This window comes from Aquabacterium sp., assembly GCF_034003525.1.
Classification (GTDB): domain Bacteria; phylum Pseudomonadota; class Gammaproteobacteria; order Burkholderiales; family Burkholderiaceae_C; genus Aquabacterium.
Map to the genome: position 1 here is coordinate 122,280 of NZ_JAVEYN010000007.1, position 22,980 is coordinate 145,259.

General features: G+C 66.1%; 21 protein-coding genes and 1 other RNA gene. 8 read left to right on the forward strand and 14 right to left on the reverse strand.

Features of this window, described 5'->3' with window-relative positions:
* Nucleotides 1-57 precede the first annotated feature (57 nt).
* Nucleotides 58-1,449: a HAMP domain-containing sensor histidine kinase gene (locus RBT42_RS06385; RefSeq protein WP_320363246.1), complete on the reverse strand. Its 1,392-nt coding sequence runs from the start codon at nt 1,447-1,449 to the stop codon at nt 58-60.
* 250 nt (nt 1,450-1,699) lie between these two features.
* Between RBT42_RS06385 and RBT42_RS06390 the strand changes: the two genes are divergently transcribed.
* The 3 genes from RBT42_RS06390 to ruvC are packed head-to-tail and all read left to right on the forward strand — an operon-like array spanning nt 1,700 to nt 3,662.
* The gene (locus RBT42_RS06390; protein WP_320363248.1) at nt 1,700-2,155 is read left to right on the forward strand and encodes a MarR family winged helix-turn-helix transcriptional regulator; all 456 of its coding nucleotides are present in this window, start codon (nt 1,700-1,702) and stop codon (nt 2,153-2,155) included.
* A gap of 9 nt (nt 2,156-2,164) precedes the next feature.
* The gene (locus RBT42_RS06395) at nt 2,165-3,049 is read left to right on the forward strand and encodes an alpha/beta fold hydrolase (RefSeq protein ID WP_320363250.1); all 885 of its coding nucleotides are present in this window, start codon (nt 2,165-2,167) and stop codon (nt 3,047-3,049) included.
* A gap of 58 nt (nt 3,050-3,107) precedes the next feature.
* Nucleotides 3,108-3,662 carry a crossover junction endodeoxyribonuclease RuvC gene (gene ruvC / locus RBT42_RS06400; protein WP_320363252.1) on the forward strand — a complete coding sequence of 185 codons (555 nt, stop codon included), beginning with the start codon at nt 3,108-3,110 and terminating at the stop codon, nt 3,660-3,662.
* A gap of 12 nt (nt 3,663-3,674) precedes the next feature.
* On the opposite strand, the gene RBT42_RS06405 is transcribed toward ruvC, so the two are convergent.
* From RBT42_RS06405 to dsbD, 4 genes are all read right to left on the reverse strand, one after another.
* Nucleotides 3,675-4,784 carry a carbonic anhydrase family protein gene (locus RBT42_RS06405; protein ID WP_320363254.1) on the reverse strand — a complete coding sequence of 370 codons (1,110 nt, stop codon included), beginning with the start codon at nt 4,782-4,784 and terminating at the stop codon, nt 3,675-3,677.
* A 75-nt stretch (nt 4,785-4,859) separates the two neighbouring features.
* An RNA gene (gene rnpB / locus RBT42_RS06410) (RNase P RNA component class A) lies at nt 4,860-5,186 on the reverse strand.
* 9 nt (nt 5,187-5,195) lie between these two features.
* The gene (locus RBT42_RS06415; RefSeq protein WP_320363256.1) at nt 5,196-6,395 is read right to left on the reverse strand and encodes a multidrug effflux MFS transporter; all 1,200 of its coding nucleotides are present in this window, start codon (nt 6,393-6,395) and stop codon (nt 5,196-5,198) included.
* Nucleotides 6,396-6,402: 7 nt separating this feature from the next.
* Nucleotides 6,403-8,103: a protein-disulfide reductase DsbD gene (gene dsbD / locus RBT42_RS06420; RefSeq protein ID WP_320363258.1), complete on the reverse strand. Its 1,701-nt coding sequence runs from the start codon at nt 8,101-8,103 to the stop codon at nt 6,403-6,405.
* Between the two features lie 99 nt (nt 8,104-8,202).
* On the opposite strand from dsbD, the gene cysK reads away from it, so the two are divergent.
* Together cysK and RBT42_RS06430 are read left to right on the forward strand one after the other, a co-directional pair.
* A complete protein-coding gene (gene cysK / locus RBT42_RS06425; RefSeq protein ID WP_320363260.1) occupies nt 8,203-9,117 on the forward strand; it encodes a cysteine synthase A in 915 nt (304 codons plus the stop codon).
* A gap of 104 nt (nt 9,118-9,221) precedes the next feature.
* The gene (locus tag RBT42_RS06430; protein WP_320363262.1) at nt 9,222-9,917 is read left to right on the forward strand and encodes a TetR/AcrR family transcriptional regulator; all 696 of its coding nucleotides are present in this window, start codon (nt 9,222-9,224) and stop codon (nt 9,915-9,917) included.
* 69 nt (nt 9,918-9,986) lie between these two features.
* Here RBT42_RS06430 and pyrC read toward each other — a convergent pair whose 3' ends face one another.
* Nucleotides 9,987-11,030, reverse strand: coding sequence for a dihydroorotase (pyrC, locus tag RBT42_RS06435; RefSeq protein WP_320363263.1), 1,044 nt, complete (start codon nt 11,028-11,030; stop codon nt 9,987-9,989).
* Nucleotides 11,031-11,221: 191 nt separating this feature from the next.
* Between pyrC and RBT42_RS06440 the strand changes: the two genes are divergently transcribed.
* Nucleotides 11,222-12,055 (forward strand): prohibitin family protein, encoded by an 834-nt coding sequence (locus RBT42_RS06440; protein WP_320363265.1) that lies wholly within the window; start codon nt 11,222-11,224, stop codon nt 12,053-12,055.
* A gap of 33 nt (nt 12,056-12,088) precedes the next feature.
* Here the strand turns inward: RBT42_RS06440 and cysQ are convergent, their stop codons facing one another.
* Nucleotides 12,089-12,928 (reverse strand): 3'(2'),5'-bisphosphate nucleotidase CysQ, encoded by an 840-nt coding sequence (cysQ, locus tag RBT42_RS06445; RefSeq protein ID WP_320363267.1) that lies wholly within the window; start codon nt 12,926-12,928, stop codon nt 12,089-12,091.
* Between the two features lie 58 nt (nt 12,929-12,986).
* Nucleotides 12,987-14,804, reverse strand: coding sequence for an ABC transporter ATP-binding protein/permease (locus RBT42_RS06450; RefSeq protein WP_320363269.1), 1,818 nt, complete (start codon nt 14,802-14,804; stop codon nt 12,987-12,989).
* A gap of 54 nt (nt 14,805-14,858) precedes the next feature.
* Between RBT42_RS06450 and RBT42_RS06455 the strand changes: the two genes are divergently transcribed.
* Complete coding sequence (locus tag RBT42_RS06455) at nt 14,859-15,287, forward strand: acyl-CoA thioesterase (protein WP_320363271.1); 429 nt, start codon at nt 14,859-14,861, stop codon at nt 15,285-15,287.
* A gap of 56 nt (nt 15,288-15,343) precedes the next feature.
* Nucleotides 15,344-16,078, forward strand: coding sequence for a 2OG-Fe dioxygenase family protein (locus RBT42_RS06460; RefSeq protein WP_320363273.1), 735 nt, complete (start codon nt 15,344-15,346; stop codon nt 16,076-16,078).
* A 39-nt stretch (nt 16,079-16,117) separates the two neighbouring features.
* Here the strand turns inward: RBT42_RS06460 and RBT42_RS06465 are convergent, their stop codons facing one another.
* From RBT42_RS06465 to RBT42_RS06490, 6 genes are all read right to left on the reverse strand, one after another.
* On the reverse strand, nt 16,118-17,056 hold the full coding sequence (locus RBT42_RS06465; protein ID WP_320363274.1) for a diguanylate cyclase: 939 nt from the start codon (nt 17,054-17,056) through the stop codon (nt 16,118-16,120).
* Between the two features lie 100 nt (nt 17,057-17,156).
* Nucleotides 17,157-17,936, reverse strand: a complete 780-nt coding sequence (locus RBT42_RS06470; protein ID WP_320363276.1) for an enoyl-CoA hydratase — start codon at nt 17,934-17,936, stop codon at nt 17,157-17,159.
* 29 nt (nt 17,937-17,965) lie between these two features.
* A complete protein-coding gene (locus RBT42_RS06475; RefSeq protein ID WP_320363278.1) occupies nt 17,966-18,841 on the reverse strand; it encodes an alpha/beta fold hydrolase in 876 nt (291 codons plus the stop codon).
* A 65-nt stretch (nt 18,842-18,906) separates the two neighbouring features.
* On the reverse strand, nt 18,907-20,130 hold the full coding sequence (locus tag RBT42_RS06480) for an acetyl-CoA C-acyltransferase (protein WP_320363281.1): 1,224 nt from the start codon (nt 20,128-20,130) through the stop codon (nt 18,907-18,909).
* A gap of 18 nt (nt 20,131-20,148) precedes the next feature.
* The gene (locus RBT42_RS06485) at nt 20,149-22,548 is read right to left on the reverse strand and encodes a 3-hydroxyacyl-CoA dehydrogenase/enoyl-CoA hydratase family protein (protein ID WP_320363283.1); all 2,400 of its coding nucleotides are present in this window, start codon (nt 22,546-22,548) and stop codon (nt 20,149-20,151) included.
* Between the two features lie 88 nt (nt 22,549-22,636).
* A partial coding sequence (locus RBT42_RS06490) for an acyl-CoA dehydrogenase C-terminal domain-containing protein (protein ID WP_320363285.1) occupies nt 22,637-22,980 on the reverse strand: 344 nt, incomplete at its 5' end.

Consider the following 22,980-nt stretch of genomic DNA (forward strand, 5'->3'; position numbering starts at 1 on the left):
CCTTTTTTCATGCGGCCGCACACAATGTGGCCTGAGGCTGGGATCAGGTACCTGGCCTCAGGCGGGCAGACTGAAGAAAAAGCTGGCGCCATCACCCGGGCGCCCTTCAGCCCAGCAGGTGCCACCGTGGCGTTCGACGATGCGCCGCACGATCGTCAGCCCAATGCCGCTGCCCTCCACCTCCGGGCCGTGCAAGCGCTTGAAGGGCTGAAAAAGTTGCTGCGCCTGCTCGGGGCGGAAACCTGGCCCGTTGTCGCGGACTTCCACCTGAATCGAGCCTGAGCCCACATCGGAACGGACCCGCACCTCGGGGCGTGCACGCCCCCCCGCGAACTTGATGGCGTTGCCCACCAGGTTGACGAACACCTGCTGCAGCAGCACCACGTCCACCCGCGCCCTCGGCAACGGATCGGCCTGGACACAGGCAACGACCTCGGCACCGTGACTGAGGCGCAGCGTGTCGAGTGCCTGCTCCAGCACCGCACGCAGCTCGGTGTCCTGACGGTCCAGCTGGACATGCGTGACCCTGGCCAGCAGGAGCAACTGGCTCACCAGTTGACCCAGTCGATCCGACTCGCGCTGGATGACTTCCAGGTAATTCAGCACGCGCTCGTGGTCGCCCTCTTTCAGGCGCTGAATGCAGATCTCCGTCAGCCCCCGCACACCACCCAAGGGTCCCCGCAGGTCGTGCGACACCATGCGGTTGAAGGACTCCAGATCGCTGACGATCTCCTCCAACTCGGCGGTGCGGTCTTTCACGCGCACTTCCAGCGACGCATTGGCCTCCCTCAGCGACGCCTCGGCCTGGCGGCGTCTGGCGATCTCCCGCTCCAACTCCAGGCGCAGCCGTCCCATCGAGGCCATCAACAAGCCCAGGCCCACCACGGCCGTGCCCATGACGCCCCAGGCTCGCAGGCCGCTCATGTGGGGGTCCACCAGCAGAGGCCCGACGCCCAACACCAGCACCGGGTGCAACAAGAAGACGGCCGCCGCCAGCACATAGGCGCCGCCTGCAAACGACCGCATGCGGCGCACACACAAGAAGGCGAGGTAGGCGAACATCACGCCCGAGGCCCACGGCCCCGCCATGGCTCGCAGGCCCAGGACCTCCATCAGCCAACGCAGACCGAACCACACCCCGACCCCACCGGCCAGCCAGATCCAGGGGGCACGCACGGACTGCCCGAGATAAGCCCGCACCCCCACATACAAAGCCGCCAGGTTCAAGGCGGCGAGACAGGCCGCCACCATCGGCCATGCCGGCTGCACCGAGAGCGTCGACGCGGAGCCGATTGCCCGCAAGACCGTCATCGCCATGGCCAAACCAAACCACCTCAACCCCCAGGTGGGGCGCAGCCGGTCCCCCACCATGAAGCTGATGGTCAACACGATCAAAAAGCCACTGATGGCCAGCAGCGCCCCTGCTGTGGCGTCGCCCATGAATGTCATCGTCACACTCCTGTCTTGCACCCATTCCGCAGGCTCATCGCCTCGCATCCCTCAGAACCGAAGTCGCACACCCAACAGGCCACTGCGCCCGAGATCGCACCGCGCGGCGCAACCCCACTGTATGCCTTCATCACCCCGTATCACAGGGCGAACAACCCTCACCTCCACAGCGAGACAGCCGCCCCCGATCATTTGCTTCGCACGCGAAACAAACATATACTTCGCATGCGAAACAACCCTTGCCTGCACCATGGCCGACCGCCCCCGCCTGATCTTCCTGCTCAACAGCGCCCAGCGCCGCCTCCAGCAATGGATGACCGCGCAACAGGCGTGGGCCACCCATGCCAGCGGCGACAGCAACGCCCCCACCCCGGCCCAGAGTGGCGCGCTGTTTGCGCTCGCCAAAGCCGATGGCGCCACCATGGGCCAACTCGCCGAGTTGCTGGACCTGGCCCCCTCGGCCGTCTCCGGCCTGATCCAGCGCATGGAAGCCTTGCACTGGGTGCAACGCCGCCCCTGCCCCGACGACGCCCGCACCCAGCGCGTTTGGCTGCGAGACGCCGGCCGCACCCAGCTCCCGCCCCTGAGGCAGGCGCTCAAACGCATCAACACCCGCCTGTACGAAGGCTTCTCTGACGAGGAACTGCACACCGTGGCCCGCTGGCTGCGCCATGTGCAGCACCTGGACGACCACCCATCTCGCTGAGATCTCCGCATGAGCCGCACCTCCTCCAACGTTGGCGCTGAACGCGTCGAGATCACCTGCGCCGACGGCGTGCGCCTGCACGGCCATTTCGTGCGCTGCCACCCAGACGCCCCCGCAGGCCTGCCGGTGCTGCTGAGCCCGGCCACCGGCGTGAAGCAACACTACTACCTGCGCTTCGTGCACTGGCTGGCCAAGCAGGGCCATGACGTGCTGGTGTTCGACTACCGGGGCATTGGCCTGTCGCTGCATGGCCCGCTGAAGCACTGTAGTGCCACCCTGGCGGAGTGGGGCCAACAGGATCAGGTCGCCGCGCTGGAATGGCTGCTGCAGCGCACCGGCAGCGAACAGGTCTTGCTGCTGGGCCACAGTGCGGGTGGCCAGATGCTCGGGCTGCTGCCCAACCACCACCGCGTCGCCCGCCTGGTGGGCGTGTCGGCCTCGACGGGTTGGCTGCGCGGCATGCGTCCGGGCTTTCGGGTGAAAGCCTGGTTCGGTTTGCGGGGCGTGATCCCGCTGGGCGTGTTGGTCAAAGGCTACGCGCCCACCGCTGCGGTGGGGCTGGGCGAGAACCTGCCCGCCCAGGTGGGACTGCAATGGGGGCAGTGGTGCGCCGCAGGTGGCTATGCCACCAACGCTGTTCGCCATCAACCTGAGCGCGACTTCCACCCCCAGGTGCGCACCCCCATCACGGTGCTGCACGCCACGGATGACGACATCGCCACCGACGCCACGGTGGCCGACCTGCTGCGCACCTTCCCCGTCGCACCGAAGCAGGCCGTGCGCATCCAGCCCGCCGCGCATGGCCTGAAGAGCCTGGGCCACATCGACTGGTTCCGCCAGTCCCACCAGGCGGTGTGGCCCACGATTGCCGCCGCATTGCGAGGGCCGGTCTGAGCGTCCCCACACGCGAGCCCCACTGACGCCCCGCGCGGCCGGTTATCCTGTGGGCCTCATGAGAATCCTCGGCATCGACCCCGGCCTGCAGACCACCGGTTTCGGCATCATCGAATCGGAAGGCCCCCGCCTGCATTACGTGGCCAGCGGCACCATCAAGACCAAGGAAGCCGCACAGGGCGACCTGCCCTCGCGCTTGAAACTGATCTTTGAAGGCGTGCGCGAGGTCGTGGCCCGCTACGAGCCCGAGCAGGCCTCGGTCGAAATCGTGTTCGTCAACGTGAACCCGCAGTCCACGCTGCTGCTGGGTCAGGCCCGCGGTGCCGCCATCGCCGGCCTGCTGTCCGCGCCCGGTCACCCCAGCGTGGCCGAATACACCGCACTGCAGATGAAAAAGGCCGTGGTGGGCCATGGTCACGCGGCCAAGGCACAGATCCGCCACATGGTGATGCGCCTGCTGAATCTGCCGCGCGAACCGAACAACGACGCCTCGGACGCGCTGGGCCTGGCGATCTGCCACGCCCACGCCGGTCACGCCATGGCGCAAATGGCCAAGGCCACCGAGCTGACCCGGCGCACCCACGCCCAGATCAAAGGCGGTCGGGTGTACTGAGCCTTTTGGGGCTCACATCCCCTCTTTGATGAGGCGCCCGGCGGTGGGCTGCACTGGCCGCGCGTTCATCGGGTAGAGACGGTGGAAGATGCCAATCTGTTCGATCGACACCGTGACGGGCTCTTTCATCACCATCCACAGCACGTTTTCCGTGCACGGCGGGCTGGTGAGTGAGCCCATGTAGGTGTAGTACTGGTGGCGCTGTGCGGGCAGGATCTGGCTCGGGTCCATGGGCGCCTGAGCGGCCAGCTCCTGGAACTTCTCCAAGGGCAGGTTGTTCCAGACCTGCTGGACCAGCGGATGGGGCTCGCCCTGATCCAGCAGCACGGCCACCACCGCATACTGCCCCGACGGGCTCTTGTGCAGCAGGTGGGCCGACATCGGGTAGGCCCGGCCGTTCACCCGCTCCTCGCTGGGGCGGTGGAAATGGAACTGCACCAGCTCGTAACGCTGCCCCATCACCGTGATGCTGTTGCCCAGGTCCAGATTGACCTGCACGGTGCGACCGGTGTCGATCACGCGAAAGCGCGTCGGACGGTAATCGAACTGGATCGGGTCGAGGTGCACCGGCAGGCCATCACGGATGTCGATGGGGCTCTGACGTTTGCCCAGCATGCACTGGCGGTAGGCGGGCTTGAGCTGACCCCAGGCGTCCGGCCCGGTCGCCCCGCTGTAAGCCCAGTCGATCTCTCGGCCCATGAGCAGACGCTGCTGCATGGGGTCTGGCGCGCTCGCCAGAGCGGCGGCGCCCCTCGCAGCGGCCGTGGCACGTGGGGTACGCGAAGTCGATGCCGGGGTCTTGACCTTCACCACCGGCGCCGCAGCCCGCTGGGCCGCCACCTCGGCGATCTTCTTGTCGATCATGTCGGCCAGCTCACTCATCGACACGCCCTGAGCCTCCTGCTTGGCAGACTCTTTCGCGGGGGCCTTGGTGGCCTCCTTGCGCTGGAAGAACTGCGGCGGTTTGGACAGCGTCGGGCGCAGGCTCTTGGAGGCGCCCGCTTCAGCAGGCGTTGGTGCCTCGGCGGCATGTACCGCTGCGGAGGGCAGCGCCAGGCCAAAACCCGCCGCCCAGGCCAGGGCCAGAGCGGTCAAGCGCGGGAAAGCAAGCGTGGGCAACATGGTCGAAGTCTCCGGCATACGCCTTGTTTTCGGCAGATGAGAGCCCCAACTTGACCCTGACGTTGGGAAAAATAAGTGTGAAGTCAGCCGATAGGCCGGATTCTGTGCAGTTCCGTGTCTCGCGACGCTGAACCGTGACCGCCATTCCTCTGGGCCGCCTGTCGCCAGAGCGGCTCGATGCCACCTACCCGCACACTCCCCGGGCCAGGTCAACGTGTGCCTATTTGGTGTTGCTGCGCGTAGAGATTGCCCGTTTCACCCGAACTGAATCGGCTCGTCTCTGTTGCTCTGATCCTCACCTCGCGGTGGAGAGGTGTTACCTCCTACGCTGCCCTGTGCAGTCCGGACCTTCCTCCAGTGCGCCCTTTCGGGCCTTGCACCAGCGGCGGTCTGGCTGACTTCACCCGCACATTATCGCCGCTGCAGCACACCCCAGGCAATCAAGCCCACCATCATCAGCAACAAAGCGGCAAAGGCCAGCCCGACCGTGCTGTGCATCACGAGTGGGGCCAAGACCCCTGCGACCAAACCGTTGGCGGAGCCTGCGACGAATGCCTGCATGGAAGCGGCCATACCGCGTCGCTCGGGGAACAGGTCCAGCACCATCAGCGTGACCACCGGGGTCATCATGGCCCAGCCGAGCGAGTACAGGCCTATCGGGAACAGGGACCAGCTCACGTGGGCCTTGAACAGGAGGTTGGCGCCCAGGTTCAATACGGACACCGTCAGCATGATGGTCAGTCCGATGCGCACCTGGCGCTCGGGGCGGATGCGGCCCGCCAGTCGGCCGCTCAGCCATGCCCCACCCATGATGCCGCTGATGGAGCACACAAAGAACCAGAAAAACTGGGTGGGTGCCAATTGGAGGTGTTCACCCAGGAAGGTGGGCGCCGACATCACGTACAGGAACATGCCGTTGAAGGGGATGCCGCTGGCCAGCGCCAGCAACAGGAAGCGCGGGTTGGTGCCCAGCTGCCAGTAACCGCGCATCAGGTGCTTGACCGAAAGGGTCTGCCGCTGCGACACGTGCAAGGTCTCGGGGAGCAAGAACCAGTTGCTGACCCACAGCAACACACCGACCCCGGAAAGGAACCAGAACACCGCATGCCAGCCCGCATGCGCGTACAGGAAGCCGCCAATCATCGGCGCGATGGCTGGTGCCACGCCAAAAAAGAGGGTCACCTGCGACATGACCCGTTGCGCATCGGCCGGCGGGAACATGTCACGGATCACGGCGCGCGAGACCACGATGCCCGCTCCGGTGGACAGCCCCTGCAAGGCACGGAAAAAGATCAAGTGCGTGATGTCGGTGGACAGCGCGCAACCCACCGAGGCCAGCGTGAACACCGTCACCCCGGTCAGCACCACCGGACGGCGCCCGAAGCTGTCGGACAGCGCGCCATGGAACAGGCTCATGAAAGCGAACGCGAACAGGTAGGCCGACAGGGTCTGCTGGATCTGCAGCGGCGTGGCCTGCAAATCGGCCGCAATGCCCGAGAAAGCCGGCAGATAGGTGTCGATGGTGAACGGCCCCAGCATGCCCAAGGTGGCGAGCAGCACCGACAAGGCCCACATCGGACCGCGCCACAGTTGTCGTGAATCAGGGTTCATCAAGTACTCACAGTCCAGCGTTCTGAAGGCTGCGCAGGAAGGCCTGCGGGGCCTGGAAGCCGATCACCCGCGCCTCGCCCAATTCGCGGCCCTGCGCGTCGAAGAAGATCAGGCCCGGCGGGCCAAACAGCTGAAAGCGCTGAAGCAAGGCACGGTCTTCGGCACTGTTGAGCGTGACGTCAGCCTGCAACAGCACGACCCCACGCAGGCGATCCTGCACCAGCGGGTCGGAGAAGGTCTCGCGCTCCATCTCGATGCACGAGGTACACCAGTCGGCATAGAAGTCCAGCATCACCGGCTGCCCATCGGCCTGGGCGCGCGCCAGGGCGGCGTCCAGCTCGGCCACCGAGCGCACGCGCTCGAAGGGCAGCACGCTCTGGTGCGCCGTGCTGGCTGCGGGCTGCCCCAGCCACTGCGTCTGCACATAAGGCCAGGCGGGCCGGGCCACCCACAGGGCCATCCCCAGCATCAACACACCGAACACCGCTTTCACGGCTGTCATCCACGGCCCGGTGCGCGGCAGCAGGCTGCCCGCCGACAGGCCCACCAGCAGCAAGGGCAGGCTCATGCCCCAGGCCATGGCATACAGCGCCGTGCCGCCCAGCACCACGTCGCGGGTCTGGCTGATGTAGAGCAGCGCCCCGGCCAGCGGGGCCGACACGCAAGGGCTCACGATCAAGGCCGAGACCACGCCCATCGCGAACACGCTGACAAAGCGCCCGCCCGGCAGGTGGCGCGTGCCCTCACCCAACCAGCTTTGCACCGCCACCGGCAGGCGCAACTCATACAGACCGAACATCGACAAGGCCAGCAGCACCATCAAGGTGGCAAAGGCCAGCACCACCCAGGGGTGCTGCAGGTACGCGGCCAAGCCCTGACCCAACAAGCCAGCCGCCACACCCAAGGCGGTGTAGACCAGCGCCATGCCCTGCGAGTAGGCCAGCGCCAGTGCAAAACCGCGACCGCGGCTCACCCGGTCCTTCTGGCCCACGATGATGGACGACAGGATGGGCACCATGGGCAGCACGCAGGGTGTCAGCGACAGCAGCACGCCGGCCAACAAGAAAGCGGGCACGATCACCCAGACGCTGCCACTGGCCAGCGCTTGGCGGATCCCCCCGTCGGACGACCCGGCCGTGGCGGCCGCACCACCCCCAGTCCCCACCACGCCCGCGAACAGCCCGCCGCCACCCGCGCGACCACCCGCCGCGTCAGCCGCGAAGGGTTGAACCGAGCTCACCAGACCCTGCGCATCCAGGCTCACCTTGAAGGTGCGCTTCTGAGGGGGGTAGCAGATGCCGGCATCGGCGCAGCCCTGGTAACCCAAGGTCAGCACGGCCTCTCCCCTCGCATCCGCCGGCAAGGTCAGCCCGCCCTGGATGCTCTGGTGGTAGACCTCCATCGTTTTCTCGAAATTGGGATCGAACTTCGACTCGGCCGGGGGCAGGTCCCAGCCCAGCGCCTGTTCAGCCCCACCCGCGGCACGCCAAGTGGCCGTCATCTGCTCGCGGTACAGGTACACCCCTGGCGCCTGCACGAAGGACACCTGCACGGCTCGCGGCCCGGACGCGCGCACCTCCAGGCGGAACGCCTCGTCCACCGGCAAAAACGTCTGTGCCAACGCCGTCGATGCGCCCCACAGCGGAATCAGGCACAGCACACACCACCACAGACGGCGCCACGCCGCGCCCAAACTGAAATAATCCATACACCCTATTCTCACCTGAGCCGGCACATCGTGTAAGTTGTATGTCTTTGCCGGCTAGGCACTCCTCTCTTTCAACGGAATTTCAACGGAAGGCCCTTCATGAAAGCCCAGAACATCCTCGAAACGATTGGCCAAACCCCGCACGTGCGCATGAACCGCCTGTTCAACGGCCACGAAGTCTGGATCAAGGCCGAGCGCGCCAACCCCGGCGGCTCCATCAAGGACCGCATCGCCCTGGCCATGGTCGAAGACGCCGAGCGCAGCGGCGCCCTGCAGCCGGGCGGCACCATCATCGAGCCCACCTCGGGCAACACCGGCATCGGCCTGGCCATGGTGGCCGCCGTCAAGGGCTACAAGCTCATCCTGGTCATGCCTGACAGCATGTCCATCGAACGCCGCCGTCTGATGCTGGCCTACGGCGCCAGCTTCGACCTGACCCCGCGCGAAAAGGGCATGAAGGGCGCCATCGCCCGTGCCCAGGAGCTGCGTGACACCCTTCCCGGCAGCTGGATTCCACAGCAGTTCGACAACCCCGCCAACGTCGAGGTGCACGCCCGCACCACCGCCCAGGAAATCCTGGCCGACTTCCCCGAAGGCCTGGACGTGCTGATCACCGGCGTGGGCTCGGGCGGCCACCTGACCGGCTGCGCCCGCGTGCTCAAGGCCGCCTGGCCGAGCCTGAAGGTCTATGCGGTTGAGCCCAAGGCCTCGCCCGTCATCTCGGGTGGCCAGCCCTCGCCCCACCCCATCCAGGGCATCGGCGCCGGCTTCATCCCGGGCAACCTCGACACCAGCCTGCTCGACGGCGTCATCTTGGTCGATGCCGAAGACGCCCGCGAATACGGCCGCCGTGCTGCCCGCGAAGAAGGCATGCTCGTGGGCATCTCGTCGGGCGCGACCCTGACGGCCATCGCCCAGAAATTGCCCGAACTGCCCGCTGGCAGCCGCGTGCTGGGCTTCTGCTACGACACGGGCGAGCGCTACCTGTCGGTCGAAGGCTACCTGCCTGCCTGAGCGTCCATTGACAGCCCCTGAGGCCCCCCGTTGACAGGGATTGCCTCAGGGGGCGGCACCGCAGGCCTGGGCCACAATGCGGCACGCTCCTGACGCCTGCCGCCATGTCCTCGGCCCTCGCCTCCTCCAAACGCCCCACAGTCGTGACCCGCCCCTATGGCGGCGTGAAAGCCGAAGCCCGTCGCCAGGAGAGGCGGGCGCGACTGCTGGCGGCAGGGCTGGCGGTCTTCGGCCAGCAGGGCTACCACCACACGACGGTGCGCAACATCTGTGATGCCGCCGGCCTGACCGAGCGCTATTTCTACGAGTCGTTCAAGTCGCTGCGCCTGCTGTTCGATGCGGTGCACGAACAGCTGCGCGATGAGCTGGCACGCCTGACGCTGCCGACGGCCGAGACGGCCCACCTCTCACCGCTGCAGCAGGTCGAAGCCTCACTGCGGGCCTGGCTGGCTTTCCTGCAGACCGATCCGCGGCGCGCGCGCATCATGCTGATCGACGCCAGCGTGATCGAGGACCTCGACGCCGTGCGCCCGAACCATGCGGCGCAGGCCTTCCAGGCCCGCATGCTGCTTCTGCTGGAGCGCCTGCATCCCAATCTCTCCCGCCATGGCCTCGAGCTGGAGCTGACCGCAGCGGCCCTCAACGGCGCCCTGCTGAGTCTGGCGCGCACCTGGGCCCAGGGTGGGTTCGCCTACGGGCTCGACGTCATGGTGCACCACAGCATGATGGTCTTCCATGGCCTCACAGCCCTGCACAACACCCTCGATGCCGCGGCCGACGCGCACAGCCCCCGCGGATGACCTCCAGGCATTGCCCGGCGGCGCCCCTGTCGCCTGAGCAGCGGCCCGGCCGGCCGCCGCAGCTGGTGCTCAGCGCAGACGCCAGTGCAGCGTCTCGCCGCCCCGCAGCGGCTTGATCTCGGCTTCGCCAAACGGCAGCGACTCGGGCACCACCCAGTCTTCACGCACCAGTGTGATGGTGTCGGTGTGGCGCGGCAGCCCGTAGAAATCGGCGCCGTAGAAGCTGGCAAAGGCTTCCAGCTTGTCGAGCGCCCCCGCCGTCTCAAACGCCTCGGCATACAACTCGATGGCGCACGGGGCGGTGTAACAGCCGGCGCAGCCCGAGGCATGTTCCTTCAGGTGCGAGGCGTGCGGCGCACTGTCGGTGCCCAGGAAAAACTTCGGGCTGCCGCTGGTGGCGGCCTGCACCAGGGCCACGCGGTGCTCTTCGCGCTTGAGGATGGGCAGGCAGTAGTAATGCGGCCGGATCCCGCCCATGAAGATGGCATTGCGGTTGTAGAGCAGGTGCTGCGGCGTGACGGTGGCACCCACGAAGCGGTCGGCCTCGGTCACATACTGCGCGGCTTCCTTGGTCGTGATGTGCTCGAAGACGATCTTCAGTTCAGGAAAGTCGCGGCGCAGCGGGATCAGCTTGTCGTCGATGAAGGCCTTTTCGCGGTCGAACACGTCGATCTCGCTGTCGGTGACCTCGCCGTGCACGCAGAACACCAGGCCCTCGCGCTGCATGGCTTCCAGCACCTTGTAGGTCTTGCGCAGGTCGGTCACACCGGCGTCGCTGTTGGTGGTGGCGCCCGCTGGGTAGAGCTTGAAGGCCACAGCGCCCATGGCCTTGGCGCGCGCCACTTCCTCGGCGGGGGTGTTGTCGGTCAGGTAAAGCACCATCAGCGGCTCGAACGACAGGCCGGCGGGCACGGCGGCACGGATGCGGTCGCGATAGGCGATGGCCTGCTCGGCGGTCGTCACCGGCGGGCGCAGGTTGGGCATCACGATGGCGCGGCCGAACTGACGCGCCGTGGCCGGCACCACCGCGGCCATCGCCTCCCCATCGCGCACATGCAGGTGCCAGTCGTCGGGGCGAGTGAGGGTCAAGGTCTGGGGGGAGGTCGTGGTCATGGCGGGCCGCTCGGGTGCAGAGAGAAGACGGGAAAGAGAAACGATTTTCTCATTTCTGCGTCCAGCCCGGCAAACGTCGCCCCCTCGCCCTCATCCCCCTTCGGCGTGCGTCCCGAGCGCCCGTGCCTGCGCCACAATGTTTGCCATTCACCCCCTTCCCACACAGCGCTATCCCGCCCAGAGGACTTTGCATGGCAGACCTGAATCCCCGCTCCGGCGGCCGCACCATCATCCGCACCTTGCTCATCGGTGGCGCCGTGCTGTTCGGCCTGTGGACGCTGAGCCCCGTCGTGGTGATTTCGGCCGGCGAGCGTGGCGTCAAAACCACCTTCGGCAAACCCGACGAACAGGTCTACGGACCCGGCATCCACTTCAAGATCCCGCTGGCCCAGGCCATGCACACGATGGACGTACGCCTGCAAAAGGGTGAGGGCGAAGGCGACGCCGCCTCGAAGGACCTGCAGTCGGTGCACACCCGCATCGCCATCAACTACCACCTGGACCCCAAGCAGGCGGTCAATGTTTTCCGCAACATCGGCCCCAGCACCGACATCGCGGCCGACCGCATCATCATCCCCGCCGCCCAAGAAGCCGTGAAGGCCGTGACCGCCCGCTTCACCGCCGAGGAGCTGGTCAGCCACCGCACCGAGGTGCGCGAAGCCATCGGCCAGTTGCTGCGCGACAAGATGTCCCGCCACGGCCTGTTGCTCGACGAGTTCGCCATCGTCAACTTCGCCTTCTCGCGCTCCTTCTCGGAGGCGATCGAGCTGAAGGTGAAAGCCGAACAGGAAAAGCTCAAGGCCGAACGTGACCTGCAGCGCATCGAGGTCGAGGCCAAGCAGAAGGTCGCCAGCGCCCGCGCCGAGGCCGAAGCCCTGGCGCTGCAGCGCCAGCAGATCACGCCCGACCTGCTCGCGCTGCGCCGCATCGAAAACGAGCGCGAAGCCATCCGCAAATGGGATGGCAAGCTGCCCAATGTGACTTCGGGCGCCGTGCCCTTCATCAATGTGAATGACAAGAACTGAGCGGGCGCACACAGGGGCGCTCGCTGACGCCCCTCAGTCGCGCAGCAGCTCGGCCAGCGGCACGGCCGACACGACAAAGTCCGGGTTCAACACCTCGGCCTTGCCGTAACGCAGCGGCTCACCCTGCAGCGTGCAGACGTGGCCGCCGGCGGCTTCGACCACCGCCTGCGCAGCCGCCGTATCCCACTCGCAGGTCGGCCCCAGGCGGGGATAGACATCGGCCACGCCTTCGGCAATGCGACAGAACTTCAGCGAGCTGCCGGCCTGCACCAGTTCATGCGCCCCCATGCGGGCAATCAAGGCTCGCGTGTCCTCATGGAAGTGGTGTTTGCTGGCCATCACGCGCAGTGGGCGACCGGCCTCGCGCGGCACCGCCACGTGCAAGCGCTGCGCCTGCATCTCGCCCGCGTGACGCCGGTAGGCCCCCTCCCCCATCGCCCCCCAGTAGCTCACCCCCTGAGCCGGCACGGTCACCACACCCATCACCGGTCGCCCTTGCGTGATCAGGGCGATGTTGACCGTGAACTCGCCATTGCGCGCCACGAACTCCTTGGTGCCGTCCAGCGGATCGACCAGCCAGAATACCGGTGCAGCACGCGCGCCCTCGTCCGGCACGCAGCCTTCTTCCGACACCACCGGAATGGCGGGGGTCAGCTGCCGCAAGCCGGCCACGATGCGCGCGTGGGCCGCCAGGTCGGCCGCGGTCAAGGGGCTGTCATCGGCCTTGTGCGTCACCGCAGACGGTCCCGCACGGTAGATGGCCATGATGTCGTCGCCCGCCACCTCGGCCAGCTCGACCACGGCGGGCACCAAGGTGCCCAGGGGGGGCAGGCCGCCCGCAACCGAGTCCGGCATGGGTTCGTGGGTGCTCATGGACGCCTCCTCCTTGCGTGTGCAGGGCGACAGCACGGACCGGCCTCGCCTATCGACCTCATGCCTGCCCCGCCTGCTGCAGCCGCCACATCTCGGCATAACGCCCATTGGCCGCCAACAGATGCGGGTGCGTGCCGCGCTCGATGATGCGCCCGTGCTCCATCACCAAAATCTCGTGCGCGTGCACGATGGTGGACAGGCGGTGCGCGATCACCAGCACCGTCTTGCCCTGCGCCACCGCGGCCAGTTCGGCCTGGATGGCGCGCTCGTTGGCCGAGTCCAGCGCCGAGGTCGCCTCGTCGAACACCAGCACCGGCGGGTTCTTCAGCAGCGTGCGCGCGATCGCCACACGCTGCTTCTCGCCGCCCGACAGCTTCAGGCCCCGCTCGCCCACCATGGTGTCGTAGCCCTTGGGCGTGCCGCTGATGAAATCGTGGATGCGTGCTGCCTGGGCCGCGGCCACCACCTCGTCGTGCGTGGCATCCGGCCGGCCGTAGGCGATGTTGTAGGCCACTGTGTCATTGAACAGCACCGTGTCCTGCGGCACGATGCCGATGTGGCGACGCAGGCTGTCCTGTGTCAAGCTGCGCACATCGTGACCATTGACCGTGATGCGCCCGCCCTGCACGTCATAAAAACGGTACAGCAGGCGCGCCAGCGTCGACTTGCCCGAGCCCGAAGGCCCCACCACCGCCACCGTCTGCCCCGCCGGGATTTCGAAGCTCAGGTCGTGCAAGATGGGCCGGTTCAGGTCGTAAGCGAACTGCACCTGGTCAAACCGCACCGAGGGCGGCCCCTTGAGCAGCAGCGGCCGCGCATCGGGCGCATCGGCCACTTCTCGATCGCGCGTCATCAGCGTGAACATCTTGTCCAGGTCGGTGAGCGACTGCTTGATCTCGCGGTAGATCACGCCCAGAAAGTTCAACGGGATGTAGAGCTGGATCATGAAGGCGTTGACCATGACCAGGTCCCCCACCGTCATGCGACCGGCCACCACGCCTTCGGTGGCGCGCCACAGCATGGCGATCAGACCGATGGCGATGATGGTCTGCTGCCCCGTGTTCAACAGTGACAGTGAACGCTGCGACTTCAGGGCCGCACGGCGCAGGCGCTCCAGCGACTCGTCATAGCGCCGCGTCTCGAAGGCCTCGTTGTTGAAGTACTTCACCGTCTCGTAGTTCAACAGCGAATCCACCGCGCGCGTGTGCGCCTTCGAGTCCAGCTCATTCATCTCGCGGCGAAAGCGCGTGCGCCACTGCGTGACCGTCACGGTGAAGGCGATGTAGACCACCAGCGCCGTCAAGGTGATCCAGGCAAACGCCGCATCGAACTTCGCCCCCAGCAAGGTCAGCACCAGCGTGACCTCGATCAGCGTGGGGATGATGCTGTAGAGCGAGTACGAGATCAGCGAGTGCACCGCCCGTGTGCCGCGTTCGATGTCGCGCGTCATGCCACCGGTCTGGCGCTCCAGGTGAAAGCGCAGGCTCAGCGCATGCAGGTGACCGAAGACCTGCAGCGAGATGCGCCGCGCCGCGCCCTCGGTGGCCTTGGCAAACACCAGCTCGCGCAACTCGGTGAACAGCGAGGTGGACAGGCGCAGCAGCCCGTAGGCCACCAACAGGCCCACCGGCACCACCAACAGCGCCTGCGCAGCGCCCGCCTTCGGGGCCAGCGTGTCCACCAGGTCTTTGAGCAACAGGGGCACGCCCACATTGGCCAGCTTGGCGCCCACCATGAAGGCCAGCGCCAGCATCACGCGGCCCTTGTAAGCCCACAGATAAGGCCACAAGCGGGCCAGCGTGTCGCGCTCGGAGCGGGGTTGATCTGTGACGGAGTGCGGGTTTTCACCGGCGGGCGGCGAAGCGTAGCGTCGCATTCTGGAACAATGCCTGATTGAGTTCGAAACGTCGATTGTCGACCCTGATTGATCATGACCCTCACGCCCAAGCCCAATGTCCTCATGTGTCCCCCGGATCTGCACCCCGAAATGGAGTTGCTGATGCGCGTGGTGCCCATGCCCTCGGATGCCAACGGCAATGGCGACATCTTTGGCGGCTGGATCATGGCCCAGGTGGACCTGGCCGGCTCCATCCTGCCGGGCATCGTTTCGCGCGGGCGCATCGCCACCGTGGCGGTCAACCAGTTCACTTTCAAACAAGCCGTGTCGGTGGGCGATGTGGTCTCGCTGTATGGCCGCGTCGAGAAGATCGGCCGCACCTCCATCACCGTGCACATGGAAGTCTGGGCCGAGCGCAACCCCAGCCAGCCGCAGCTTTTCAAGGTCACCGAGGCCAACATCACCTACGTGGCCATCGACCTGGACGGCAAGCCCCGCCCCATCCATCCTGAACAAGCTTGATGCGGCGCAAGCCCGCTCCGCTGTGTCGGGCACCGCGTCTGTGAGAGCATCCCGTCATGGACGCCCTGATCTCCACGCCCCCCCACCTGGCCGCAGCCGCCTTGCGCGAGCAAGGCTGGGCCGTCATCCAGCCTGAAGACCTGCTGAGCTGGCTGCACGCCGACCACGCTGCGGCCGACACCGTGCACGCGAGCTGGTCCGACCTGCCGCCGGACACGCACCTGCGCGACGGCGGGGCCTACCGCTTCCGCCGCCACAGCTGCTTCACGCTGGACACCGCCACCGGCGAACTGGTGCAGACCCCGCACCGCGCGCACTGGCAGCCCGTCACCTACAACGCCCTGCACGGTGGCTTTGAACGCTGGTTCGAGCCAGTCGACCCGGCCATCTGCGCGCACCCGCTGTGGCAGGCTCTGCTGCGCCAGATCGGTCAATTGCTGGCCCAGGCCAAGCCGGTGCCGATGTGGTTCATCGAGGCGCACCAGTTCCGCGTCGACACCGCCGGAGGCATTGGCCGCCCCACGCCGGAAGGCGCCCACCGCGATGGGGTCGATTTCGTGGCCGTGCTGATGCTGGAGCGCCATGCCATCAAGGGCGGCGAGACCCGCGTCTTCGAAGCCGAGGGGCCGCGCGGGGTGCGTTTCACGCTACAAAGCCCCTGGAGCACCGTGCTGCTCGACGACGAGCGCGTGATCCACGAAACATCCCCCATCCAGCCGCTCGACGGCCATGGCTGGCGTGACACGCTGGTGCTGACCTTCCGCCAAGGCGGCTTCCAGAGCGAGAGCTGAGGACTGCAGGACCGCTGGCGCAAACATGGGCCAGCTGGGTCACAGCTGCTTGTGCCAGTCCTTGTGCAGCAACTGTCGCTGCGGTTCGCTGTCGGCCATCACCACGCGATCACGGCCTGTGCGCTTGGCCACATACAAGGCCTGATCGGCGCGCGACACCACGCTGGCCCAGTCCTCATCGGCGCGCAAGCTGCGCGCGGCGCCAATGCTGAGCGTCACCGAAAACGTCGTCTCCATGCTCAACAAAGGGTGCGCCGCGACCACCTGCCTCAGACGCTCCCCCACCTGGGTCAGTCGCTCGGGCTCGGTGCTCTGCAGCACCACCAAAAACTCCTCGCCGCCAATACGTCCAACCTGATCGCCGTCGCGCAAATGCTGGCGCAGCAACTGTGCCACTTGCACGAGCACCTCATCGCCCACCGCATGGCCATGGCGGTCATTGATGGACTTGAAGTGATCGACGTCACACATGAGCAGACACAGCGGCTGACGCTGGCTGCGCCGGTCATCGTGCAGACGCTCCAGGTGTGACAGGATGGCCCGCCGGTTCATCAGGCCGGTCAGAGGGTCAAGCGTGGCCATCTCGGCCAGTTGCCGCTCCATGCGCTTGCGCTCGCTGATGTCGAGGATGGTCCCCACCAGGCCGCTGATCCGGCCCTCGGTGTCGCGCAGCACCGACTTGTAGAAAATCACATCCAGGCGCTGCCCGGACGGGGTCTGCACCTGCGACTCGTAGCGCTGGTCTTGCCCTGCACTCATCAAAGCCTCGTCGGCCTCGAAATAGACCTGGGCCAGGTCGGGGGGCGACAGGTCGAACACCGACTTGCCAAGCACATCGGCCGGACTCAGTCCCAGCAAGGTGGTAAAGGCCTGGTTGCACCCCCGATAGATGCCGGCCCGGTCCTTGAAGAACACGGGCATCGGCAAAGCCTCTAGCACGGGCTGGATCACATCAGGGGGCAGTTGCGACAGGAACAAGGGCCTTCATCCACAGACGGCGCGGGACGCACCATCGGACGATTATGACCCGCTCACCACCCGCCCCTCGCCCTCAGCCTTGATCCAGATCATCCAACGTTCAACACTTGGAGAAGTCCGGCTTGCGCTTTTCCATCACGGCGCTGATGGCCTCCTTGGTCGCCGGGCCGGTCAACAGGCTGCCAAACTGCTGCAACTCGGCCAGCATGACCGCGTGCAGCGCCTCGTGGTTGCTCTGACGCATCAGGGCCTTGGTCACGCGCAACGAGGTGGCCGGCTTGGCCGCCAGCTTGGCCGCCTGAGCCTGTGCATAGGCATTGACCTCGGTCGGGGGCAGCACGCGGTTGACCAGGCCCATGTCCAGGGCGTCTTCGGCCGAGAAGGGCTCGCCGAACAGCAGCTTTTCCGCGGCACGTTGGTAGCCCACGATCTGCGGCAACAGCAGGCTGGAGCCCGCTTCCGGGCACAGGCCCAGGTTCACGAACGGCAGGCTGAAGCCGGCGTTGTCACCGGCATAGACCAGGTCACAGTGCAGCAACAAGGTGGTGCCAATGCCCACGGCCGGACCGGCCACGGCCGCGATCAGCGGCTTGGGGAAGTCGCGCAGGATGGCGAGGAAGCGCACCACCGGTGCGGGCTCGGCCCCCGGGCTCATGTCGGGCGGGTTGCTGAGGAAGTCCATCAGGTCGTTGCCCGCCGTGAAGCAGCTTGGATCCCCCTGGATCACGGCCACGCGCACCGTGTCATCGGTGGCAGCGGCTTCCAGCGCCTCGGCCAGCGCCGTGTACATGGCGCGCGTGATGGCGTTCTTCTTGTCCAGCCGGTGGAAGGTCAGGGTCAGGATGCCGCCTTCGCGGTTCGACAAAATGGCGTCGGTCATGGTGTGGTCCTCGCGAACGGAAAAGGAGTTCAGGAAGCAGCCGGCGCAGCAGGAGACACCCCCAACCACGCCAAGCTGTGCGCCCAGCCCTTGGGGCCAGTGCGCGTGTGAAAGAAATCGAAGTGGCCCACCGAGGCCGCCCCCACATCCTTGGGATGCAGGGTCAGGTAGCGCACCGACGTCCCAGTGTAGAGGCGGTGGATGGCCTCCACCCCGCGCCGGTGTGCCATCTTGTCATCGGTGAACAGCACCGAGGTGATGGGCTGGCGCACGGCCGCATAGGCCTCGCGCACATGCGGCCCCTCGATGCAGCAAAAGTCCGGTGACGCGCACCAGCGCTTCCACTGCCCCACGATGCCCCGCGGCAGGTCGGCCACCGCGTTGATGCGCTTGCCGGCAAAGTAGCCATGCCGCGCCACGCTCAGCGGCACGATCACATGCCAGAACAGCAGCATGCCGTAGCGCAGCGGCCGCGCCAGCTGGGAGATATGGCCGCTGCCGCTGCCCAGCGTGACCACATGGTCGATCTGCGGCAGTTTCGGCATCAGGCCATACAGGATGCCGCCCATGCTGTGGCCAAACCAGCTGATGGGCAGCTCCGGATGCTGGCTCACGACACACTGCATGATCGCCGGCGCATCGTGCAGCGGCCAGTCGATCAGCTTGGCGCGGTAGCGACGCAGATCGGCCGGCGCCGAGGCCCCCATGCCGCGCCAGTCCAGCGTGTAGACGATGCAGCCATGGTCGCTCAACCAGCGGGCATAGCGCTCGTAGAACGACTGAGGCACGCCCAGCGCTGGCGCGAGGATGACCGCGCGCTGCACCGCCACCGACGCATCGGCCGGTCGGTAACAGCGGGCGGCCAGCGTGTGGCCATCGTCGGTGTGAAGCGTCAGGTGTTCCATACCACTCTCAAGAAAAAGCCCGCACGAGGGCGGGCTTTCTCAGGCGTTGAACGCGACAGGGCCGATCACAGGCTGTCCACGCGCTCGAAGATGCCGGCAGCGCCTTGGCCGGTGCCGATGCACATCGTCACCATGCCGTACTTGCCGCCGGTGCGACGCAGACCGTGCACCACGGTGGCCGCACGGATGGCGCCGGTCGCGCCCAGGGGGTGACCCAGGGCGATCGCGCCGCCCATCGGGTTCACCTTGGCGCGGTCCAGCACGTGGCCCTTGCTGTCCAGGTCCTTCAGCACGGCCAGAGATTGCGCGGCGAACGCTTCGTTCAGCTCCACCCAGTCCATGTCGGAGGCCTTCAGGCCGGCGTATTCCAGAGCCTTGGGGATGGCTTCGATCGGACCGATGCCCATGATCTCGGGCGGCACGCCCTTGACGGCGAAGGCCACGAACTTGGCCAGCGGGGTCAAGCCGTACTTCTCGCAGGCTTCCTTCGAAGCCAGGATCAGGCAGCCAGCGCCGTCAGAGGTTTGCGACGAGTTACCGGCCGTGACCGAACCCTTGGCCGCGAACACGGGACGCAGCTTGGCCAGACCTTCCATCGAAGTGTCAGGACGGGCGCCTTCGTCACGGGTGATGACCTTCTTGGTGACGGTCACTTCGCCGGTTTCGAGGTTGGGCGTGCGCACTTCGACTTCGATCGGGGTGGTTTCGGCATCGAACCAGCCAGCCTGTTGGGCGGCAATGGCGCGACGGTGCGATTCCACGGCGAAAGCGTCCTGCTCTTCGCGGGTCACCTTCCACTGCTCGGCCACCTTCTCGGCGGTCATGCCCATGCCGTAGGCGATGCCGACGTTCTCGTCGAGGTTCACCACAGCCGGGTTGAACGAAGGCTTGGAGCCGCCCATGGGAACCATGGACATCGACTCGACGCCACCGGCGATCATGACTTCGGCTTCGCCGACGCGGATGCGGTCAGCGGCCATCGACACGGCGGTGATACCGGCCGCGCAGAAGCGGTTCACGGTGGCACCGGCCACGGTCTTGGGCAGGCCCGACAGCAGCGTGGCGATCTTGGCCACGTTCATGCCCTGTTCGCCTTCAGGCATCGCGCAGCCGACGATGGCGTCTTCGATGGCAGCCGGATCCAGGGTCGGAACCTGCTTGAGGGCGTTCTTGATGGTGGCCACCAGCAGATCGTCCGGACGGGTGTTCTTGAACACGCCGCGGCCAGACTTGCCGATCGGGGTACGGGTGGCAGCGACGACGTAAACGTCACGAAGTTGTTTAGACATGTGTTTGTCTCCGATCGATCAGTTGCGGACAGGCTTGCCGGTCGACAGCATGCCCATGATGCGCTCTTGCGTCTTGGGGTTGTCCAGCAGCGTGCAGAAGTGCTTGCGTTCCAGGGCGTGCAGGTATTCCTCGCTCACCAGGGTGCCGGCATCGACGTCACCGCCGGTCAGCACGTCGGCGATGCACGAGCTGATGTAGTAGTCGTGCTGCGAGATGAAGCCACCGTCACGCATGTTGATCAGCGACGACTGCAGCGTGGCCTTCACGTTGCGGCCGGCGACCGGGAACAGCTTCTTGGCCGGAGCGCGGTAGCCGGACTCGAACATGGCCTTGGCCTGGGCGATGGCCACATACAGCAGCTCGTCCTTGTTGGCCACGATCACGTCACCGTCGATCAGGTAACCGAACTTCTTGGCTTCGATGGCGGAGGTCGCGACCTTGGCCATGGCCGCAGCCTGGAAGCCTTCCTTGATGAAGCCCATCAGCTCGCCACCGATCTGGCCGGACACGCCCTTGGACGGCTCCAGCAGCTCGGCTGCACGGCGGGCCAAGTAAGCCAGGCCACCGCCGCCGGGGATCAGACCCACGCCGACTTCGACCAGACCCACATAGCTTTCCATGGCGGCCACGCGCTTGGAGGCGTGGACAGCCAGTTCACAGCCACCACCCAGCGCCAGACCGTGCACAGCGGCCACGCTCGGCACGTTGCTGTAGCGCAGGTTCAGCATGAAGTCTTGCAGGGCCTTCTCGAACGGAGCCACGGCCTTGCCGCCGCCGCTCATGAAGGCAGGCATCATGGACTGCAGGTCGGCACCGGCCGAGAACGGGCCGTCTTGCGACCAGATCACCAGACCCTTGTAGCCGGCTTCGGCGATTTCCAGACCCTTGGCCAGGCCATTGGTCACGCCTTCGCTGATGGTGTGCATCTTGGACTTGATCGAAGCGATGACCACTTCGTCGTCCAGGGTCCACAGGCGGATGGAGGCGTCTTCGAACAGGGTCTTGCCCGCGGTGGCGGCGTTCGGGGCGTTGGAGCCCAGCACGCTTTCGCGGAAGTACTGACGCTTGTAGACGGGCAGATCGCGCACGGGCACGTACTTGCCAGCCTTGGGCGACCAAGAGCCTTCGGCGGTGTGCACACCCTCGCGGCCGTCGAACACCCAGGCGGGCAGCGGCGCCGACGACAGGGCCTTGCCCGCGTCGATGTCGGCCTTCACCCATTCCGCCACTTGCTTCCAGCCAGCTTCTTGCCACAGCTCGAAGGGGCCTTGCTTGGCGCCGAAGCCCCAGCGCATGGCGAAGTCGATGTCGCGAGCGGACTCGGCGATGGACTCCAGCGTGACGGCAGCGTAGTGGAAGCCGTTGCGCAGGATGGCCCACACGAACTGGGCTTGCGGGTTGGTGGACTCGCGCAGCGCCTTCAGACGCTCGGCAGCGGGCTTCTTCAGGATCTCGGCGACTTCCTTGTCGCACTTGCCGCCGGCGGCGACGTACTCACCCGTGGCTGCATTGAACTGCAGTATGTCCTTGCCGACCTTCTTGAAGAAACCGGCCTTGGTCTTTTGACCGAAGTTACCCAGCTCCAGCAGCTTGGTCAAGGCAGCCGGGGTCTCGAACGCGCCAGAGAACACATCGTCACGTGCACCGTTTTGCAGCGTCTTGATGACGTGGTTCATGGTGTCCAGACCCACGACGTCGGCGGTGCGGAAGGTGGCCGAAGAGGCACGGCCCAGCTTCTTGCCGGTCAGGTCGTCAACGATGTCATAGCCCAGGCCCGAACGCTCGACTTCGCGGAAGGTCAGCATCATGCCGGCCACGCCCACGCGGTTGGCGATGAAGTTGGGGGTGTCGTAGGCGCGGATGACGCCCTTGCCGACCACGGAGGCCGAGAAGGTTTCCAGCTGGTCGACCACCTCGGGAGCGGTGAACTCCGTGGGGATCAGCTCCAGCAGGTGCATGTAGCGGGGGGGGTTGAAGAAGTGGATGCCCAGGAAGCGCGAACGCAGCTGCTCAGGCAGAACGTTGGCCATGGCCGTGATGGACAGGCCGGAGGTGTTGGTGGCCAGGATGGCCTTGTCGTTGACGAAGGGCGCGATCTTCTTGTACAGATCTTCCTTCCAGTCCAGACGCTCGGCGATGGCTTCGATGATCAGGTCACAGCCACGCAGCTCTTCGAGGTGCTCTTCGTAGTTGGCTTGCTGGATCAGAGCGGCGTCTTCGGCCACGCCCAGGGGGGCCGGCTTCATCTTCTTGAGGTTTTCGACGGCCTTGGTGACGATGCCGTTCTTCGGGCCTTCTTTGGCGGGCAGGTCGAACAACACGACCGGCACCTTGACGTTGACCAGGTGGGCCGCAATCTGGGCACCCATCACGCCGGCGCCGAGCACGGCCACCTTGCGCACATTGAATTGACTCATGTTCTCTCCTAGGGGAACTTCAGTGGTGTGTAGGAAACGAGAGAAAAGGGAGGGGGGTGAACCCGCCTCCCTTTGAAGAACCTGTCGATTAGAACAGGGCTTCGTCCATTTCCATCAGGGGCTTCAGACCGGCCTTGGCGGTGATCATCGCGGTTTCAACTTCCGGCACCAGCTTGGCGAAGTAGAAGCGCGCGGTGGCCAGCTTGGCGGTGTAGAACTTGTCGCCGGAGTCTTGCTTTTCCAGGGCGATCTTGGCCATGCGGGCGAAGAAATAGGCGTAGACCATGTGGCCGACCACACGCAGGTAGTCGACGGCGGCTGCGCCGACTTCGTCAGGGTTCTGCATGCCCTTCATGCCGACTTCCATCGTGAAGGCTTGCACCTTCTTGCCCAGCTCGGCCAGGGGCACGGTGAACTCTTGCAGGGCGGCGT

Coding starts and splice junctions, on each gene's coding strand:
- RBT42_RS06385 (WP_320363246.1), bottom strand. CDS start 1,449: ATGACATTCATGGGCGACGCCACAGCAGGGGCGCTGCTGGCCATCAGT.
- RBT42_RS06390 (WP_320363248.1), top strand. CDS start 1,700: ATGGCCGACCGCCCCCGCCTGATCTTCCTGCTCAACAGCGCCCAGCGC.
- RBT42_RS06395 (WP_320363250.1), top strand. CDS start 2,165: ATGAGCCGCACCTCCTCCAACGTTGGCGCTGAACGCGTCGAGATCACC.
- ruvC (WP_320363252.1), top strand. CDS start 3,108: ATGAGAATCCTCGGCATCGACCCCGGCCTGCAGACCACCGGTTTCGGC.
- RBT42_RS06405 (WP_320363254.1), bottom strand. CDS start 4,784: ATGTTGCCCACGCTTGCTTTCCCGCGCTTGACCGCTCTGGCCCTGGCC.
- RBT42_RS06415 (WP_320363256.1), bottom strand. CDS start 6,395: ATGAACCCTGATTCACGACAACTGTGGCGCGGTCCGATGTGGGCCTTG.
- dsbD (WP_320363258.1), bottom strand. CDS start 8,103: ATGGATTATTTCAGTTTGGGCGCGGCGTGGCGCCGTCTGTGGTGGTGT.
- cysK (WP_320363260.1), top strand. CDS start 8,203: ATGAAAGCCCAGAACATCCTCGAAACGATTGGCCAAACCCCGCACGTG.
- RBT42_RS06430 (WP_320363262.1), top strand. CDS start 9,222: ATGTCCTCGGCCCTCGCCTCCTCCAAACGCCCCACAGTCGTGACCCGC.
- pyrC (WP_320363263.1), bottom strand. CDS start 11,030: ATGACCACGACCTCCCCCCAGACCTTGACCCTCACTCGCCCCGACGAC.
- RBT42_RS06440 (WP_320363265.1), top strand. CDS start 11,222: ATGGCAGACCTGAATCCCCGCTCCGGCGGCCGCACCATCATCCGCACC.
- cysQ (WP_320363267.1), bottom strand. CDS start 12,928: ATGAGCACCCACGAACCCATGCCGGACTCGGTTGCGGGCGGCCTGCCC.
- RBT42_RS06450 (WP_320363269.1), bottom strand. CDS start 14,804: ATGCGACGCTACGCTTCGCCGCCCGCCGGTGAAAACCCGCACTCCGTC.
- RBT42_RS06455 (WP_320363271.1), top strand. CDS start 14,859: ATGACCCTCACGCCCAAGCCCAATGTCCTCATGTGTCCCCCGGATCTG.
- RBT42_RS06460 (WP_320363273.1), top strand. CDS start 15,344: ATGGACGCCCTGATCTCCACGCCCCCCCACCTGGCCGCAGCCGCCTTG.
- RBT42_RS06470 (WP_320363276.1), bottom strand. CDS start 17,936: ATGACCGACGCCATTTTGTCGAACCGCGAAGGCGGCATCCTGACCCTG.
- RBT42_RS06475 (WP_320363278.1), bottom strand. CDS start 18,841: ATGGAACACCTGACGCTTCACACCGACGATGGCCACACGCTGGCCGCC.
- RBT42_RS06480 (WP_320363281.1), bottom strand. CDS start 20,130: ATGTCTAAACAACTTCGTGACGTTTACGTCGTCGCTGCCACCCGTACC.
- RBT42_RS06485 (WP_320363283.1), bottom strand. CDS start 22,548: ATGAGTCAATTCAATGTGCGCAAGGTGGCCGTGCTCGGCGCCGGCGTG.